Source organism: Burkholderia anthina (genome assembly GCF_001547525.1).
Taxonomy (GTDB): Bacteria; Pseudomonadota; Gammaproteobacteria; order Burkholderiales; family Burkholderiaceae; genus Burkholderia; species Burkholderia semiarida.
The window spans coordinates 3,260,661-3,275,793 of record NZ_CM003768.1 but is presented as its reverse complement, the minus strand read 5'-3'; the positions used below and the strand labels follow the sequence as shown (position 1 = coordinate 3,275,793).

General features: G+C 68.4%; 17 protein-coding genes. 7 read left to right on the top strand and 10 right to left on the bottom strand.

Annotated features, from left to right (window positions below; translation table 11 throughout):
* The first annotated feature begins 43 nt into the window (after positions 1–43).
* A complete protein-coding gene (locus WS64_RS14955) occupies positions 44–943 on the top strand; it encodes an SDR family oxidoreductase (RefSeq protein WP_060966769.1) in 900 nt (299 codons plus the stop codon).
* A gap of 30 nt (positions 944–973) precedes the next feature.
* Here the strand turns inward: WS64_RS14955 and WS64_RS14950 are convergent, their stop codons facing one another.
* Positions 974–1,864 (bottom strand): alpha/beta fold hydrolase, encoded by an 891-nt coding sequence (locus WS64_RS14950; protein ID WP_060966768.1) that lies wholly within the window; start codon positions 1,862–1,864, stop codon positions 974–976.
* A gap of 106 nt (positions 1,865–1,970) precedes the next feature.
* On the opposite strand from WS64_RS14950, the gene WS64_RS14945 reads away from it, so the two are divergent.
* Positions 1,971–2,858, top strand: coding sequence for a LysR family transcriptional regulator (locus WS64_RS14945; RefSeq protein ID WP_060966767.1), 888 nt, complete (start codon positions 1,971–1,973; stop codon positions 2,856–2,858).
* Positions 2,859–2,931: 73 nt separating this feature from the next.
* Here the strand turns inward: WS64_RS14945 and WS64_RS14940 are convergent, their stop codons facing one another.
* The 4 genes from WS64_RS14940 to copC form a co-directional block, all read right to left on the bottom strand.
* The gene (locus WS64_RS14940; RefSeq protein WP_060966766.1) at positions 2,932–3,861 is read right to left on the bottom strand and encodes a LysR family transcriptional regulator; all 930 of its coding nucleotides are present in this window, start codon (positions 3,859–3,861) and stop codon (positions 2,932–2,934) included.
* Positions 3,862–4,018: 157 nt separating this feature from the next.
* On the bottom strand, positions 4,019–4,792 hold the full coding sequence (locus WS64_RS14935) for an SDR family oxidoreductase (protein ID WP_027785181.1): 774 nt from the start codon (positions 4,790–4,792) through the stop codon (positions 4,019–4,021).
* Positions 4,793–4,969: 177 nt separating this feature from the next.
* Positions 4,970–5,470, bottom strand: coding sequence for a DinB family protein (locus WS64_RS14930; RefSeq protein ID WP_060966765.1), 501 nt, complete (start codon positions 5,468–5,470; stop codon positions 4,970–4,972).
* Between the two features lie 66 nt (positions 5,471–5,536).
* Positions 5,537–5,911: a copper homeostasis periplasmic binding protein CopC gene (gene copC, locus WS64_RS14925; protein WP_059646236.1), complete on the bottom strand. Its 375-nt coding sequence runs from the start codon at positions 5,909–5,911 to the stop codon at positions 5,537–5,539.
* 114 nt (positions 5,912–6,025) lie between these two features.
* Between copC and WS64_RS14920 the strand changes: the two genes are divergently transcribed.
* Positions 6,026–6,742: a 16S rRNA pseudouridine(516) synthase gene (locus tag WS64_RS14920; RefSeq protein WP_060311858.1), complete on the top strand. Its 717-nt coding sequence runs from the start codon at positions 6,026–6,028 to the stop codon at positions 6,740–6,742.
* A 106-nt stretch (positions 6,743–6,848) separates the two neighbouring features.
* On the top strand, positions 6,849–7,037 hold the full coding sequence (locus WS64_RS14915) for a hypothetical protein (RefSeq protein WP_011546000.1): 189 nt from the start codon (positions 6,849–6,851) through the stop codon (positions 7,035–7,037).
* On the opposite strand, the gene WS64_RS14910 is transcribed toward WS64_RS14915, so the two are convergent.
* Entirely contained in the window at positions 7,020–8,054 is a 1,035-nt protein-coding gene (locus tag WS64_RS14910) for an NAD-dependent epimerase/dehydratase family protein (RefSeq protein WP_059646655.1), read from the bottom strand. The genes WS64_RS14915 and WS64_RS14910 overlap by 18 nt on opposite strands.
* A gap of 107 nt (positions 8,055–8,161) precedes the next feature.
* On the opposite strand from WS64_RS14910, the gene WS64_RS14905 reads away from it, so the two are divergent.
* The 3 genes from WS64_RS14905 to WS64_RS14895 all read left to right on the top strand — a co-directional run bounded on the left by WS64_RS14905 (position 8,162) and on the right by WS64_RS14895 (position 11,142).
* Positions 8,162–9,193 (top strand): CDP-6-deoxy-delta-3,4-glucoseen reductase, encoded by a 1,032-nt coding sequence (locus WS64_RS14905; protein WP_006478058.1) that lies wholly within the window; start codon positions 8,162–8,164, stop codon positions 9,191–9,193.
* Between the two features lie 295 nt (positions 9,194–9,488).
* A complete protein-coding gene (locus WS64_RS14900) occupies positions 9,489–10,673 on the top strand; it encodes an acetylornithine transaminase (RefSeq protein WP_060966764.1) in 1,185 nt (394 codons plus the stop codon).
* Between the two features lie 13 nt (positions 10,674–10,686).
* Positions 10,687–11,142 carry a GNAT family acetyltransferase gene (locus tag WS64_RS14895; protein ID WP_059646226.1) on the top strand — a complete coding sequence of 152 codons (456 nt, stop codon included), beginning with the start codon at positions 10,687–10,689 and terminating at the stop codon, positions 11,140–11,142.
* A gap of 185 nt (positions 11,143–11,327) precedes the next feature.
* Here the strand turns inward: WS64_RS14895 and WS64_RS14890 are convergent, their stop codons facing one another.
* Genes WS64_RS14890 through WS64_RS14875 form a run of 4 tightly spaced genes read right to left on the bottom strand, consistent with a single transcriptional unit; the run spans position 11,328 to position 14,983 of the window.
* The gene (locus WS64_RS14890; RefSeq protein ID WP_059576820.1) at positions 11,328–12,044 is read right to left on the bottom strand and encodes an ABC transporter ATP-binding protein; all 717 of its coding nucleotides are present in this window, start codon (positions 12,042–12,044) and stop codon (positions 11,328–11,330) included.
* A complete protein-coding gene (locus WS64_RS14885; RefSeq protein ID WP_059576822.1) occupies positions 12,044–12,820 on the bottom strand; it encodes an ABC transporter ATP-binding protein in 777 nt (258 codons plus the stop codon). The genes WS64_RS14890 and WS64_RS14885 overlap by 1 nt, the downstream gene beginning before the upstream one ends.
* 23 nt (positions 12,821–12,843) lie before the next feature.
* On the bottom strand, positions 12,844–14,013 hold the full coding sequence (locus WS64_RS14880) for an ABC transporter permease subunit (protein WP_059576825.1): 1,170 nt from the start codon (positions 14,011–14,013) through the stop codon (positions 12,844–12,846).
* Positions 14,014–14,032: 19 nt separating this feature from the next.
* Entirely contained in the window at positions 14,033–14,983 is a 951-nt protein-coding gene (locus tag WS64_RS14875; protein WP_006478051.1) for a branched-chain amino acid ABC transporter permease, read from the bottom strand.
* Positions 14,984–15,133: the final 150 nt, after the last annotated feature.

Below are 15,133 nucleotides of genomic sequence, written 5' to 3'. Positions count from 1 at the left end.
CCGACCGCTCGCGGCCATTCGTCTTTTCGCCAGGAGATCGCTCATGAAGGAAGTCGTCCTCGTCACCGGCGCGTCCAGCGGCTTCGGCTTGCTGACGGCCCAGGCGCTCGCCCGCGCCGGTCACACGGTCTACGCGTCGATGCGCGAGCTCGCCGGGCGCAACGCGCCGCGCGCCGCCGCCGTCGCCGCCTATGCGCAAGAACACGGCGTCGATCTGCGCACCATCGAACTCGACGTCGGCGACGACGCATCGGTCGATGCCGCAATCGAGCGCGTGATCGCCGACAACGGCCATCTGGACGTCGTCGTCCACAACGCCGGCCACATGGTGTTCGGGCCGGCCGAAGCCTTCACGCCCGAACAGCTCGCGCAGCTCTACGACGTCAACGTCGTGTCGACCCAGCGCGTGAACCGCGCGGCGCTGCCGCACCTCCGCCGTCAAGGCCGCGGCCTGCTCGTGTGGATGTCGTCCTCGTCGGCGCGCGGCGGCACCCCACCGTTCCTCGCGCCCTACTTCGCCGCGAAAGCCGCGATGGACTCGCTCGCGGTGTCCTACGCGGCCGAACTCGCCCGCTGGGGCATCGAAACGTCGATCGTCGTGCCGGGCGCGTTCACCCGCGGCACGAATCACTTCCTCCACGCCGGCAAGCCGGCCGATACCGCCGTGCAGGCCGCCTACGACAGCGGGCCGTACGCGGGCGTCGCCGACCAGGCATTGGCGGGCCTCGCCGCGCTCGAGCCGGCGGACGCCGACGCCGGCGCCGTCGCCACGGCGATTGCCGAGCTCGTCGCGGCGCCGGCCGGCAAGCGCCCCTACCGCGTGTTCGTCGATCCGTCGCAGGACGGCGCCGAGGAAGTGTTCCGCGTCGGCGATCGCATTCGCCGCGAAATGTTCAGGAACATCGGGCTCGCCGACCTGCTCGCGCCGCGCGTCGGCGGCTGATCCTTCGCGCGCCGGGCCGGCCGGCGCGCGTCAACCCGGCTCGCAGAACCCGAGAATCGCGTCCGCGACCGCCGCCGGCGCCTCCCGCTGCGGAAAGTGCCCCACGCCGTCCAGCAACTGCCGCGCGTAGCGCCCGGCGAAGAACCGCTCGCGCCCGGCCGAGCTGTCCGGATGATTGCAGGCGTCCGCGCCGCCGTGCAACACGAGCGTCGGGACCGCCAGCACGGGCGCCGGGTTCAGCCGCGCGTCGTCGTCGGCATAGGCCGGCGTGCCCGGCGCGAAGCCCCAGCGCTGCCGATACGAATGCAGCACGACGTCGACCCAGTCGGGCCCGTCGAACGCGACGGCCGCTGCGTCGAAATCGCTGTCGCGATACCAGCCCGGCGGCGACCACGTATCCCACATCAGGCGCGCGAACGCGCGCCGATCGTCGCGCAGCGCCTGCTCGCCGCGCGGCGTCGCCATGAACCAGTGATACCAGTAGTTGCGCGCCTGCTGTAGCGACAGCGACTGAGCGGGATCGTTGGTGCCGTACCCGACCGACAGCATCACGAGCCGGGATGCAACACCGTCTTGCAGCCCGCACGCGTTCGCGGCCGCGCGGGCGCCCCAGTCGTGCCCGACCAGCACAGGCCGCTCGATACCGAGCGCATCGACGAATTCGAGCAGGTCGCGCCCGAGCGCCGCGAGCTGGCCGCTGCGCGGCACGGACGCGTCGAGAAAGCGCGTCGGCGCGAAGCCGCGCAATGCGGGCGCCAGCACGCGATAGCCGCGCGCGGCGAGCGCCGATGCCACCGGCTCCCAGCCGACCGGGCTGTCCGGCCAGCCATGCAGCAGCACGGCCACGCGTTCGCCGCGCGGGTTCCATTCGAGATAGGCAATGTCGAGCGACGCGGTCGTCGCATGCGCATAGGTCGTCATCGTGTACTCCGCCAGAGGGGCTTGAACATACGATGGTAGGCCGGCATTTCATCACGATTCACGGAGTATCATCGTTCATTACTCATATATTGCGTCGAATCGATCCATGGAACCGTCGCCCTCCCCCGCCTCGACCGCACTCGACATCGCGTTGCTGCGCACCTTTCTCGAAGTCGTCGACAGCCGCGGGTTCGCGCCGGCCGCGGAGCGCCTCGCGCTGACGCCGTCCGCGGTCAGCGGCCACATCAAGCGGCTCGAACAGGCGGCCGGCACCGTGCTGCTCGCGCGCACGACCCGCCGGATCGCGCTGACGCCCGCCGGCGACACGCTGTACGCGTACGCGCGCAACATCGTCGACATGGAGCGCGAAGTGCGCGCCCGGCTGCGCGGCGCGCCGGCGCACGGGCCGCTGCGAGTCGGGGCGTCCGAGGATTTCGCCGGCACGTGGCTGCCGCAGGTGCTGCGCACGTTCCGCGACAATCATCCGCACACCTCGATCGAACTGAAGGTCGGCATCACCGCGTCGCTGCTGCGGGAGCAATCGCTCGGCCGGCTCGACGTCGTGTTCGGCAAGCAATGCCGACAGGTCGACACGCCCGGCGAGCTGCTGTGGGAAGAGCCGCTCGTGTGGGCGTTCGCGGCCGATACGGCGCTCGACGCCGAGGAACGCGTGCCGCTCGCGCTGTTTCCGGAGCCGTGCGTGTACCGGGAAGCCGCGGTGTCCGCGCTCGCGGCGGCGCTACGGCCGTTTCGCGTGCTGTTCGAAAGCGCGAGCATGGCCGGCTGCATGTCGGCCGCGCTCGCCGGCTTCGCGGTCACGGCGCTCGCGCGCAGCCAGTTGCGCGACGGCCTGCGCGCGTGCGGGCCGCAAGACGGCCTGCCGGCGCTGCCGGCCGCGCGCTTTTACGCGTTCGCGTCGAAGCCCGCGGGCGTCGGCGCCGCGTTGATCGACGCGGTACGGGCGACCGGGCGCACACGGCAGTTCGCCGCCTGAGCGCCCGCGGCACGCTCGGCGCACGGGCCGACGGACGGCGGCACGGCCCGCGGAAACCCGCGCGTTGCCGCCTTCAATCGCCGCTGCCGCTCGCGCCCGCGCCGTTCAATGCATCGGCCATCAACTCCCCGAACCACTCGACGAACGCGTTGAGCCGCCGGGAGCGGTGCCGCCGGTGCGGATACACGGCCGACACCTCCATCGGCTCGGCGCGATGGCCGGGCATCACGTCGACGAGCGCGCCGCTTGCCAGCAGATGCTCGACGTCGAAGCGCGGAATCTGGATCAGCCCCATTCCGGCGATACAGCTGGCGATATAGGTTTCGGCGTTGTTGACGATCACGCGGCTCGGCAGCGTCAGCACGTGCCGCTGCCCGTTGGCGCAGTATTCCCAGCCGAGCTCGCGCCCCGTCGTCGGCGACGCATAGCCGATCGCCCAGTGCCCGCGCGCGAGCGCATCCGGATGCTCGGGCACGCCGCATTCGCGCAGGTAATCGGGACTCGCGCAGTTGATCAGCGTGAACTGCCCGAGCGGCCGCACGACGAGGCTGCTGTCCGCGAGCCGCCCGACGCGGATCGCGCAGTCGACGCCCTCCTGCACGAGATCGATCGCGCGGTCCGTCGAGCCGAGCGACAGTTGCAACTTCGGGTGGCGACGAAACAGCGACGGCAGCGCGGGCGCCACGACGCGGCGCGCGATCCGGCTCGGCACGTCGACGTTCAGCCGCCCGACCACGTCGCGGTCGCGGCGCCGGAACAGGCGGTCGAGGTCGTCGGCTTCCGCGAGCAGGCGCCGGCCGCGTTCGACCAGCAGCGCGCCGTCGGCGGTCAGCTGCACCTGGCGTGTCGTGCGGTGCAGCAGCCGAGTGCCGAGCGCCGTCTCGAGCTGCTGGACGGCCGCCGACACGGTCGCGCGCGGCACGTCGAGCGCATGCGCGGCCTTGATGAAGCTGCCCATCTCGGCAACCTGCAGGAAGATCCTGACCTGATCCAGCTTGTCCATCGGCGGGAGACCCGGGTTCGAACGGCGGTCGCCGCCGGCCGCCGCGCATCGCGGCCGGCTTCGGCGGCACGGAGAAAACGGGCGCGCGGCCTCGCGCCCGTCCATTGTCCACGCAAACGCGCCAGTGCGGTGCGCCGCGCGGCCGCGGGCGGCCCGGTTACTTGGTCGTGTAGCCGCCGTTGATCAGGATCGTCTGGCCCGTGATCCACCAGCCGTCGGTCACGAGATGGCGGATGAACGGCACGACGTCCTCGATGTCGGTCAGCCCCGTCTTGCTGAACGGCGACAGCGCGGCGGCCGTCTTGTGATACGCGACCGCGTCGGCGCCTTCGGCCGGATAGAAGAACGGCGTGTCCATCGGACCCGGCCCGACGGCCGTCACCGAAATGCCGCGTGCGCCGTACTCCTTCGACGCCGCGCGCGTGAAGTGCTCGACCGGCGCCTTCGATCCTTCGTATGCCGCGTAGAACGGCGTGAACGCGCCGAGCAGCGACGTCACCAGCGTGACGAGCTTGCCGTGATCCTCGAGATGCCGCCCGGCTTCCTTGATGAAGAAGAACGCCGACTTGCTGTTGACCGCGAACATCTCGTCGTACTCGGCTTCGCTGATCTCGGTGAACGGCTTCTTCAGCACCTTGCCGACCGTGTTGATCGCGATGTCGATCTTGCCGAAGCGCTGCTTCGCGTCGTCGAACAGCTTCTCGACCGCGGCCGCCGTCGTCAGGTCCGCCTGGAACGTCGCGGCTTGCGCGCCGGCCGCGCGCACCGCGGCGGCCGTTTCCTCGGCCTGCGCCTGCGACGCCGCGCTGTTGTAGTGAATCGCCACCGCCTTCGCGCCGTGGCCCGCCAGGTCCCGGGCGATCAGGCCGCCGAGATTCTTTGCGCCGCCTGCGATCAGGACGACCTTGTCTGCGAGCGTATGAGTTGCCACGGTTGACTCCTTTTTTCGTTGAACGAAGCTAGGAGTGTAGGCACACGCGCCCCGCCGATCAGCCGGCCGCGGCTGGATGGATTATCCAGAAAATCGGTCCAGTCGAAGCTGCGCAAGGAGGTCTTCCGCACCGACGGCGACGCCGGATTCCGCCCTCGATCGCGGCCGGCGGCCGGCTCAGCGCGCGTACAGCGCCGCGTCGATCTTGCCGAGCAGCCACTGCATGCCGGCCAGATGCTGCTGGTCGTGACTGCACAGGTAATGCACGAGCCCGCGCACGGTCAGCGAGCCGTAGCCGTCGAATTCGCCGGTACGCTCGAACTGTTCGGGCGTGAGGCGCGACAGCAGCGCCAGCGTCTCGCGTCGTGCGTCGCGGATCGCCGCGAGCACGTCGGACGCATACGCGTCGTCGTAGCGCCGTTCGATCGCGAGCGCGTCGCCGTCGATCGACACGAGCAGCGGCCGGTCTTCGTCGAGCATGCGCCGCAGCCGCACGTGATAGCCGTCGATCTCGATGTCGCGCACGTGGCAGAGTTGCCCGAGCGGCGAGAAATGCTCGCTCGGTATGCCGGCCCAGTCGTCGGGCGTCCAGCGCGCATAGCCGTCGGGCACGGCCGCGAAATACGCTTCGAGCTGACGGGGGAAATCGGCGAGTGCGTCGAGCGTCGTCGGATTCATACGGAAAACTCCCTGTCGGATAAAGGCGGGCGGCAACCGTGGCACTGGCCTGCCGCCCCCGTTGCATCACTTCACGCCGAAGCCGTACGCGCCCTGCGTGCGATGCCCGTCGGTCGCGACGGCCACCCACTTCACCGTGTACGCGCCCGTGGCGAGCGCCGCGAGCGGCACCGTCATGCGCTTGCGGTTCGACGCGTCGATGCGCGCGCGGCCGTTCGACACCGTCTTGCCGTCGCCGTCGACGACGACGATCGAGCTGAATGCCGGCTCCAGCGGCTCGGTGAAGTCGATCGTGACGGCGGCCGGTGCGGCAGCCAGCATCGCGCCCGCCGCCGGGTCGCTCTTCGCGAGATGCGCGTGCGCGAACGCGGCCGACGAAACGGTTGCTGCGACGATGACGGCGGCCGCGTGGCGGCCGAACGGGAATGAATCGAAACGCATGAACTGTCCGTGAAGAATGGGCGGGCGCCGCGCACCGTGCGGCGTTCCGGCAGCTTACCAGCGCATGCGCGTTCATGCCGGCCATGCACCGGCGCTTGATAGAATGCGCGCGCTATGGATCTCGAAAGCATTCTCTACACCCAGGGCTTCGGCTCGCGCCGCCAGTGCCGCGGCCTGATCGAGGCGGGCCGCGTCGCCGTCGCGGGCGCCGCCGCGACCGACCCGGACGCCACCTTCGACACCGACGGCCTCGTGTTCGAGGTCGACGAGGCCGCATGGCCGTTCCATGCGCGCGCGTATCTCGCGCTCAACAAGCCGGCCGGCTACGAGTGTTCTCGCGATCCGCAGCACCATGCGAGCGTCTTCAGCCTGCTGCCGGCGCCGCTCGTCGCGCGCGGCGTGCAGTGCGTCGGGCGGCTCGACCAGGACACGACCGGCCTGCTGCTGCTGTCCGACGACGGCCAGTTCGTGCACGCGTACACGTCGCCGAAGCGCAAGGTGCCGAAGACCTACGTCGCGACCGTGCGCCACCCGCTCGACGACACGCAACTGCACGCGCTGCGCACCGGCGTGCAACTGCATGGCGAGCCGAAGCCGATCGCGGCCGTCGCCGCCGACGCCCGCGCCCCGCACACGCTCGCGCTGACCGTCCTCGAAGGCAAGTACCACCAGGTCAAGCGGATGGTCGCGGCCGCGAGCAACCGCGTCGAATTGCTGCACCGCGAAAGCATCGGCGGCTTCACGCTGCCGGCCGATCTCGCGCCCGGCGCATGGCGCTGGCTCGACGAAGCCGACCTTTCCGCGCTGCGCAATCCCGTCGAAACCCTGTAAGGGAAAATCCGCACGACCGTTCGGTGTCCGGCCGCCTCTCGGCCGCAGGTTCCCCCGCTATACTGAAATCACAAGCTGCAAGAGCGGCGATGCAGGGGGAGACATCATGAACATCAACCATTCTTTCGAACTGTCGTCCGTGATGATCGCGTTCGCGGTCATCGGCGTCATCGTGATCGGCGGGCTGCTGGCCACGATGCATCTGAAGCACAAATATCACCCGAACCTGATCGGCGCGCTGATCGGTGCGCTGCTGTGCTTCCTGCTGATCGAGGCGTTACCGGCGCTCACCTGACGCGCTGCCCGGCGCGAGCGTTTGAAGGAAATCGTCTACGGTCGGATAGCGCAACGTCACGCACAATTCGGCCTTGAGCCGTGCGTTGGACAGGCGCCGCGACTCGCGCATGAAGGACAGCAGCGTCGGCTCGAGCAGGCGTTCGGCGTCCGCGCGGCTCACGCGCGGCGGCCTCGGCAGGCCCAGCGCCTGCGCGACCCGGTCGAAATACTCTCCCATCCGCAGTTCGGTGTCGTCCGACGCGTGCACGACGCGCGCCGGCTTGCCGCGCTCGGCCGCCCGACGCAGGATCGCCGCGAGATCGTCCGCGTGGATGTGGTTCGTGTAGACGTCGTCGGCCGGCTCGAGCGCCGGCGTGCCGCGCTCGAGCCGCGCGACCGGCAGACGGTTCGCCGCGTAGATGCCCGGAATGCGCACGATGCGCGCGGACAGCACGCCGCGCACCGTCGCCGCACGCAGTTGCCGCTCGGCCGACACGCGCCGGAACGCGCGCGGGTTCGCGGGGCGCAGCGGGTGCGTTTCGTCGATGCGCGCGCCGCCGCAGTCGCCGTAGACGCCCGTCGTGCTGGCATAGACGAGCCTCGGCGCGCGAAGACCGTCGGGTACAATACGCGCTGCCCGAACGGGCGCGCCGGCCTGTCGCGCCGCGGTGCGCAGCCGTCGGAGCCGGCCGACCGCCGGTGCCGTCGGAGACGGCCGACGCGCGGGCATGGAGGTTGCGGCGATCAGCGCACGCGTGCGCCGGTCGTCGTGGCCGTCGGATGGCGGCGGCGCGAGATGCAGGATCGTGCGGGCGACGCCCGCGACGCGACGGAGCGTCGCCGGGCGATCGAGATCGCCGACGATCGGCGTCGCGCCCGCGGCGCGCAATTCGCTGCGGCGAGCCGGGTGGCTCGTCAGCGCGAGGATGCGCAGGTCGGGGCGCGCGTCACGCCATTGCGCGACGCAGCGCATGCCGACGTCGCCGCAGCCGACGATCAATACGCGCGGCCGGCGCAGGATTCGTGTCGCGATCATGTTGGTTGCGAGATCAGTAGCCGCCGTTGCGCGACGCGCAACGGTTTTGCATTGTAGCTGCCGTGCGCGACATGCACGGTCCCCCCATTTTGTTCTAGTTTGGTTCTATGGCATTCAACGTCACTCTCAAGCAAAGCGGCCGGCAATTCCAGGTCGAGTCGGACGAAACCGTGCTGGCGGCCGCGCTGCGCCAGAACGTCCATCTGCCGTACGGCTGCAAGAACGGCGCGTGCGGTTCCTGCAAGGGCCAGATCGTGTCGGGCCAGATCGAACAGGGCCCGCACGCCGCGTCGGCGCTGTCCAACGACGAACGCACGCGCGGCCTCGCGCTGCTGTGCTGCTCGAAGGCGCAATGCGATCTCGAGATCGACGTGCGTGAAATCGCCGGCGTCGACGGCGTGCAGGTCAAGAAGCTGCCGTGCCGCATCGCCGCGCTCGAACGCAAGGCGGACGACGTGATGGTCGTGAAGCTGCAGTTGCCTGCCAACGAACGCCTGCAGTACCTCGCGGGCCAGTACGTCGAATTCATCCTGAAGGACGGCTCGCGCCGCAGCTACTCGATGGCGAACGCGCCGCACGAGGAAGGCCCGATCGAGCTGCACATCCGCCACATGCCGGGCGGCAAGTTCACCGACCACGTGTTCGGCGCGATGAAGGAGCGCGACATCCTGCGCTTCGAAGGCCCGCTCGGCACGTTCTTCCTGCGCGAGGATTCCGACAAGCCGATCGTGCTGCTCGCGTCGGGCACCGGCTTCGCGCCGATCAAGGCGATCATCGAGCACGTGAAGCATTCGGGCATCACGCGCCCGATGACGCTCTACTGGGGCGCGCGCCGCAAGAAGGACATCTACCTCGCCGAGCTCGCCGAGCAATGGGCGCGCGAGATCCCGAACTTCAAGTACGTGCCGGTCCTCTCCGAACCGGACGACGCCGACCAGTGGACCGGCCGCACGGGCTTCGTCCATCGCGCGGTGATCGAGGACCTGCCCGATCTGTCCGGCCACCAGGTGTACGCGTGCGGCGCGCCGGTGATGGTCGAATCCGCGCAGCGCGATTTCACGCAGCACCACGCGCTGCCGGCCGACGAGTTCTACGCGGACTCGTTCACGAGCGCCGCCGATCTCGCGCATCCGGTCTGAGCGCCGGGCGCCTGAACGCGCCCCGCTGCGCGCCGCCCATGTCACATCCGTGGCATCGCGGCGGTTTACAGTGGGGCGCGGGATGCCTTATGCTTGCGCACATGAACCGCTTCCTGTCCGCTCTCCGACGTCGCCGCTCGCCGCTCCGCCCGGATGCCGCCGGCTCGTCACGGACTCGCGCGTAACCCTCCTCCGCTTCACCGGTTACGCACAAGCTGTTCGACCCACCAGCCACGGCCTTCCGTGGCTTTTTTATTGCCCGTTTCCCTTTCAACGCCCGCTGGAGTCTGCTGCCATGCCCCTGAACGATTACCCGATCGACTCGCTGATGTACATCACGAACCGCCCCGACATCGTGTTTACGCACGGCAAGGGTTCGTGGCTCTACGATCACACGGGCAAGCGCTATCTGGACTTCATCCAGGGCTGGGCGGTCAACAGCCTCGGCCACTGCAACGACGGCATCGTCGAGGCGCTGAAGACGCAGGCCGAAAAGCTGCTGAACCCGTCGCCGGCGTTCTACAACGAGCCGATGGCGAAACTCGCGGGCCTGCTCACGCAGCACAGCGTGTTCGACAAGGTGTTCTTCACGAACAGCGGCGCCGAGGCGAACGAAGGCGCGATCAAGCTCGCGCGCAAGTGGGGCCGCAAGTTCAAGAACGGCGCGTACGAGATCATCACGTTCGACCACAGCTTCCACGGCCGCACGCTCGCGACGATGTCGGCCAGCGGCAAGCCGGGCTGGGACACGATCTACGCGCCGCAGGTGCCGGGCTTCCCGAAGGCCGAGCTGAACGACATCAACTCGGTCGAGAAGCTGATCACCGACAAGACCGTCGCCGTGATGCTCGAGCCGATCCAGGGCGAAGGCGGCGTGATCCCGGCGACGCGCGAATTCATGCAGGCGCTGCGCGCGCTGACGAAGCAGCACAACCTGCTGCTGATCGTCGACGAAGTGCAGAGCGGCTGCGGCCGCGCGGGCACGCTGTTCGCATACGAGCTGTCCGGCATCGAGCCGGACGTCATGACGCTCGCGAAGGGCATCGGCGGCGGCGCACCGCTCGGCGCGCTGCTGTCGAAGGCCGACGTCGCGGTGTTCGAGGCCGGCGACCAGGGCGGCACGTACAACGGCAACCCGCTGATGACGGCGGTCGGCTATTCGGTGATCTCGCAGCTCGTCGCGCCCGGCTTCCTCGAAGGCGTGCGCGCGCGCGGCGAGTATCTGAAGCGCAAGCTGCTCGAGCTGTCGGAGGAACGCGGCTTCGAGGGCGAACGCGGCGAAGGCCTGCTGCGCGCGCTGCTGCTCGGCAAGGACATCGGCCCGCAGATCGTCGAGAAGGCGCGCGACATGCAGCCCGACGGCCTGCTGCTGAACGCCGCACGGCCGAACCTGCTGCGCTTCATGCCCGCGCTGAACGTGACGACCGAAGAGATCGACCAGATGATGGCGATGCTGCGGTCGATCCTCGACACGCTGTAAGGAGACCGCCGCGATGGATGCCGCCGCCGATGCTGTCGCTATCCGCCCGTTCGAACGCGCCGACACCGATGCCGTGCTCGCGGTATGGCGCGACGCGTTCCCGCATTACGACGAAGCCGGTGCGCCGCCGCACCGCGATCCGCTGCGATCGATCGAGCTGAAACTCGCGACGCAGCCGGAACTGTTCTTCGTCGCGACATGCGGGGCGCGCGTCGTCGGCACGCTGATGGCCGGTTTCGACGGACATCGCGGCTGGCTCTACTCGTTCGGCGTCGCGAACGACGCGCGCCGGCTCGGCGTCGGCCGCGCGCTGATCGCGCATGCGGAACGCGCGCTCGCCGCGCGCGGCTGCCTGAAGATCAACCTGCAGGTGCTGCCCGGCAACGACGACGCATGCCGCTTCTACGCGGCGCTCGGCTATCGCGTCGAGGAGCGCATCTCGTTCGGCAAGACGCTGCCGGCCGCGTAAGACCGCCGCCGGCCGCGGCGCGATTCGGCGCGCGATGGCCCCGCGTCCGGCAGCGGATCGCCGAGCGCGTCGGTCGGCACGATCGGAATCCCGCCACACGAAAAAAAAACCGCCACGGTTTCCCGTGACGGCTTTTCGACAGCCCGGCTGCGCCATGCGCGGCCGGGCCCCGTTCATTCGATCGCTTACTCGCCCAGATACGCGGCGCGCACCTTCGGATCGTCGAGCATCTGCTTCGCGTCGCCTTCCATCGTGACCATGCCCGAATCCATCACGTAGCCGCGGTCGGCCGCCTGCAGCGCGAGGCGTGCGTTCTGCTCGACCAGCAGCACCGTGATGCCCTCCTTCGAGATCTCGCGCACCACTTCGAAGATCTTCTCGACCATGATCGGCGACAGGCCCATCGACGGCTCGTCGAGCAGCAGCAGCTTCGGCTTCGACAGAATCGCGCGCGACATCGCCAGCATCTGCTGCTCGCCGCCCGACAGCGTGCCCGCGAGCTGCGTCGCCCGCTCCTTCAGGCGCGGGAAGAAGCCGAACATCCGGTCGACGTCCTTCTTGATCTGCTCGTTGTCGTTGCGCAGGTACGCGCCCATCTGCATGTTCTCGATGATCGACATCCGCGCGAAGATCCCGCGGCCTTCCGGCACCATCGCCAGGCCGCGCTTGAGCAGCTCGTGCGGCGGGATGCCCTTGATCGACGTGCCGTCGTACTCGATGTCGCCCGCCGAGTACGGCTTCAGGCCCGTGATCGCCTTCATCGTCGTGGTCTTGCCGGCGCCGTTCGCACCGATCAGCGTCACGAGCTCGCCCTGACGGACTTCCATGTCAACGCCCTTGACGGCCTGAATGCCGCCGTAGTTGACCTGCAAGCCCTTGATTTTCAACATTGCCGCTGCCATCAGTGCACCCCTGCGCCGAGATATGCCTCAATCACCTTCGGATTCTTCTGCACGTCCTGCGGCAGACCCTCGGCGATCACCTTGCCGTAATCGAGCACCGTCATCCGGTTACACAGCCCCATCACGAGCTTCACGTCGTGCTCGATCAGCAGAATCGTGCGGCCGTCCGAGCGGATCTTGTCGAGCAGGCGCGTGAGTTCGACCTTCTCGGTCGCGTTCATCCCGGCTGCCGGCTCGTCGAGCGCGAGCAGCTTCGGGTCGGTGGCCAGTGCACGGGCGATTTCCAGACGGCGCTGGTGACCGTACGACAGGTTGCGCGACGTGTAGTCGGCGTACTGCAGCACGCCGACGTAGTCGAGCAGCTCGATCGCGCGTTCCTTGATCTCGCGCTCTTCCTGGCGTTCGGCCGGCGTCTGGAACACCGCGCCGAGCAGCCCGTGCTTGGTGCGCACGTGGCGGCCCACCATCACGTTCTCGAGCGCCGTCATCCCGCCGAACAGGCGGATGTTCTGGAACGTGCGCGCGATGCCGGCCTTGGCCACCTGGTGCACGGCCGTCGGCGTGTAGTTCTGGCCGTCCAGCTTGAAGTCGCCGGAGTCCGGCGTGTAGAGGCCCGTGATCACGTTGAAGAACGTGGTCTTGCCGGCGCCGTTCGGGCCGATCAGCCCGTAGATCTCGCCTTCCTTGATCTGCAGGCCGACGTCGGACAGCGCCTGCAGCCCGCCGAAGCGCTTGTTCACGCCCGAGACGGACAGTCGGATTTGCTTGTCGCTCATGTGGTTATCCCCTTGTCCGTAGGTTAAGCGCGCACCGGCTTCTTGCTGTTGCGCTTCGCCAGTTTCGCGATCTTGTCCTCATGCTTCGGCGCGGGCCACAGGCCTTCCGAGCGGTACAGCATGATGATGACCATCGCGAGGCCGTACAGCGCCTGACGGATCACTTCCGTATCGACGATGTCATGACCGAACAGCGCATGCTGCAGCGGGCTCATCGTCGAGCGCAGGAATTCCGGGAAAATCGCGAGCAACACCGCACCCAGGATCACGCCCGGGATGTGGCCCATGCCGCCTAGCACCACGCAGGCGAGCACGACGATCGATTCCCAGAACGTGAACGATTCGGGCGACACGAAGCCCTGGAACGCGCCGAACATCGAGCCCGACAGGCCGCCGAACGACGCGCCCATCGCGAACGCGAGCAGCTTCACGTTACGGGTGTTGATGCCCATCGCCTTCGCGGCGATCTCGTCTTCGCGGATCGCGGCCCACGCGCGGCCGATGCGCGAGTGCTGCAGACGCGTACACACCCAGATCACCAGCAGCGAGCAGAGCACGAACAGGTAGTAGTACATGTACACCGACGGCAGCTGGAAGCCGAACAGCGAGTGCGTCTGCGACAGGTTGAAGCCGCCGACGTGCACCGGATCGATGCCCGTGATCCCCTTCGGGCCGTTGGTGATGTTCACCGGACGGTCGAGGTTGTTCATGAAGATCCGGACGATTTCACCGAAGCCGAGCGTGACGATCGCCAGGTAGTCGCCGCGCAGGCGCAGCGTCGGCGCACCGAGCAGGATCCCGAAGGTCGCCGCGAGCGCCATCGCGATCGGCACGATGATCAGGAACGGCACGTGCAGCCCGTTCGGCGCGAGCGCCGCGATCCACTCGAACTGCGAGGTCAGGTGCGGCGAGCTCAGCAGCGCGGCCGTATAGGCGCCCACCGCGTAGAACGCGATGTAGCCGAGGTCGAGCAGGCCGGCGAAGCCCACCACCACGTTCAGGCCCAGCGCGAGCATCACGTACAGCATTGCGAAGTCGAGCACGCGGACCCAGTAGTTGCCGCCGGCCGAGCCGATCACGATCGGCGCGGCGATCACGAGGACGGCAGTGAGCAGGCCGATGACGACGGTCTTGGCGGTGTTGCGCTCTTCGACGAGCGACGTCGACGATTCGATCGGTTGAATGGATGTCATGTTGTTTGCTCCCCTTCCGTTACGCGCGGTCCGCGACACGTTCGCCCAGCAGGCCCGACGGACGGAACACCAGCACGATGATCAGCACGACGAAGGCGAACACGTCCTGGTAGTTGCTGCCGAATACACCGCCCGTGAGGTTGCCGATGTAGCCGGCCCCGAGCTGCTCGATCAGGCCGAGCAGCACGCCGCCGACCATCGCGCCGCCGAGGTTGCCGATCCCGCCGAGCACCGCGGCCGTAAACGCCTTCATGCCGGGGATGAAGCCCATGTAGAAGTGCACGTTGCCGTATTCGGACGCGATCATCACGCCGGCCAGCGCGGCGAGCGCGGAGCCGATCATGAACGTCGCGGAGATCACGAAGTTCGGGTTCACGCCCATCAGGCTTGCCGTATTCGGGCTTTCGGCGATCGCGCGCATCGCGCGGCCGAGCTTGGTCTTGTGCACGAGCAGCAGCAGGCCGCCCATCACGATGAACGCCACCGCGATGATCACGATTTCGGTGACCGAGATCACGGCGCCGGGCGTCGTGTCGGTGGCCTTGATCACGTTGATCGGGTCGGTCGGCAGCAATTGCGGGAACGGCAGCGGGTTGCGCGACCAGATGATCATCGCGGCCGTCTGCAGCAGGATCGACACGCCGATCGCGGTGATCAGCGGGGCGAGGCGCGGCGCGCGGCGCAACGGCCGGTACGCGACGCGCTCGATCGTGAAGCCGACGAACGCGCAGACGACCGCGGCGATGCCCAGGCCGATCGTCAGCGTCGCGACGTTGCCGAGTCCGGGAAAGTGGTTCTGCAGCACGGTGATCGCCGACAGCGCGACCATCGCGCCGATCATCAGCACGTCGCCGTGCGCGAAGTTGATGATGCCGAGAATGCCGTACACCATCGTGTATCCCAACGCGATGATGGCGTACACACTGCCGAGCACCAGCCCGTTGAGAACCTGCTGGACGAAAATATCCATTTAAAGCTCCTTGGCCCGTGCTGCCGGAGGACGTTGCGCCCCGCGGGTAAGCGAGGAATCGCGCCTTCTCGGCGGCACTGCGGGTACTAGTCGATACCGGTAAGGGTGGATCGTCCCGGCGCGCGCCGCCCGGCCTGTACGGCCGGACCT

Coding starts and splice junctions, on each gene's coding strand:
- WS64_RS14955 (WP_060966769.1), top strand. CDS start 44: ATGAAGGAAGTCGTCCTCGTCACCGGCGCGTCCAGCGGCTTCGGCTTG.
- WS64_RS14950 (WP_060966768.1), bottom strand. CDS start 1,864: ATGACGACCTATGCGCATGCGACGACCGCGTCGCTCGACATTGCCTAT.
- WS64_RS14945 (WP_060966767.1), top strand. CDS start 1,971: ATGGAACCGTCGCCCTCCCCCGCCTCGACCGCACTCGACATCGCGTTG.
- WS64_RS14940 (WP_060966766.1), bottom strand. CDS start 3,861: ATGGACAAGCTGGATCAGGTCAGGATCTTCCTGCAGGTTGCCGAGATG.
- WS64_RS14930 (WP_060966765.1), bottom strand. CDS start 5,470: ATGAATCCGACGACGCTCGACGCACTCGCCGATTTCCCCCGTCAGCTC.
- copC (WP_059646236.1), bottom strand. CDS start 5,911: ATGCGTTTCGATTCATTCCCGTTCGGCCGCCACGCGGCCGCCGTCATC.
- WS64_RS14920 (WP_060311858.1), top strand. CDS start 6,026: ATGGATCTCGAAAGCATTCTCTACACCCAGGGCTTCGGCTCGCGCCGC.
- WS64_RS14915 (WP_011546000.1), top strand. CDS start 6,849: ATGAACATCAACCATTCTTTCGAACTGTCGTCCGTGATGATCGCGTTC.
- WS64_RS14910 (WP_059646655.1), bottom strand. CDS start 8,054: ATGATCGCGACACGAATCCTGCGCCGGCCGCGCGTATTGATCGTCGGC.
- WS64_RS14905 (WP_006478058.1), top strand. CDS start 8,162: ATGGCATTCAACGTCACTCTCAAGCAAAGCGGCCGGCAATTCCAGGTC.
- WS64_RS14900 (WP_060966764.1), top strand. CDS start 9,489: ATGCCCCTGAACGATTACCCGATCGACTCGCTGATGTACATCACGAAC.
- WS64_RS14895 (WP_059646226.1), top strand. CDS start 10,687: ATGGATGCCGCCGCCGATGCTGTCGCTATCCGCCCGTTCGAACGCGCC.
- WS64_RS14890 (WP_059576820.1), bottom strand. CDS start 12,044: ATGGCAGCGGCAATGTTGAAAATCAAGGGCTTGCAGGTCAACTACGGC.
- WS64_RS14885 (WP_059576822.1), bottom strand. CDS start 12,820: ATGAGCGACAAGCAAATCCGACTGTCCGTCTCGGGCGTGAACAAGCGC.
- WS64_RS14880 (WP_059576825.1), bottom strand. CDS start 14,013: ATGACATCCATTCAACCGATCGAATCGTCGACGTCGCTCGTCGAAGAG.
- WS64_RS14875 (WP_006478051.1), bottom strand. CDS start 14,983: ATGGATATTTTCGTCCAGCAGGTTCTCAACGGGCTGGTGCTCGGCAGT.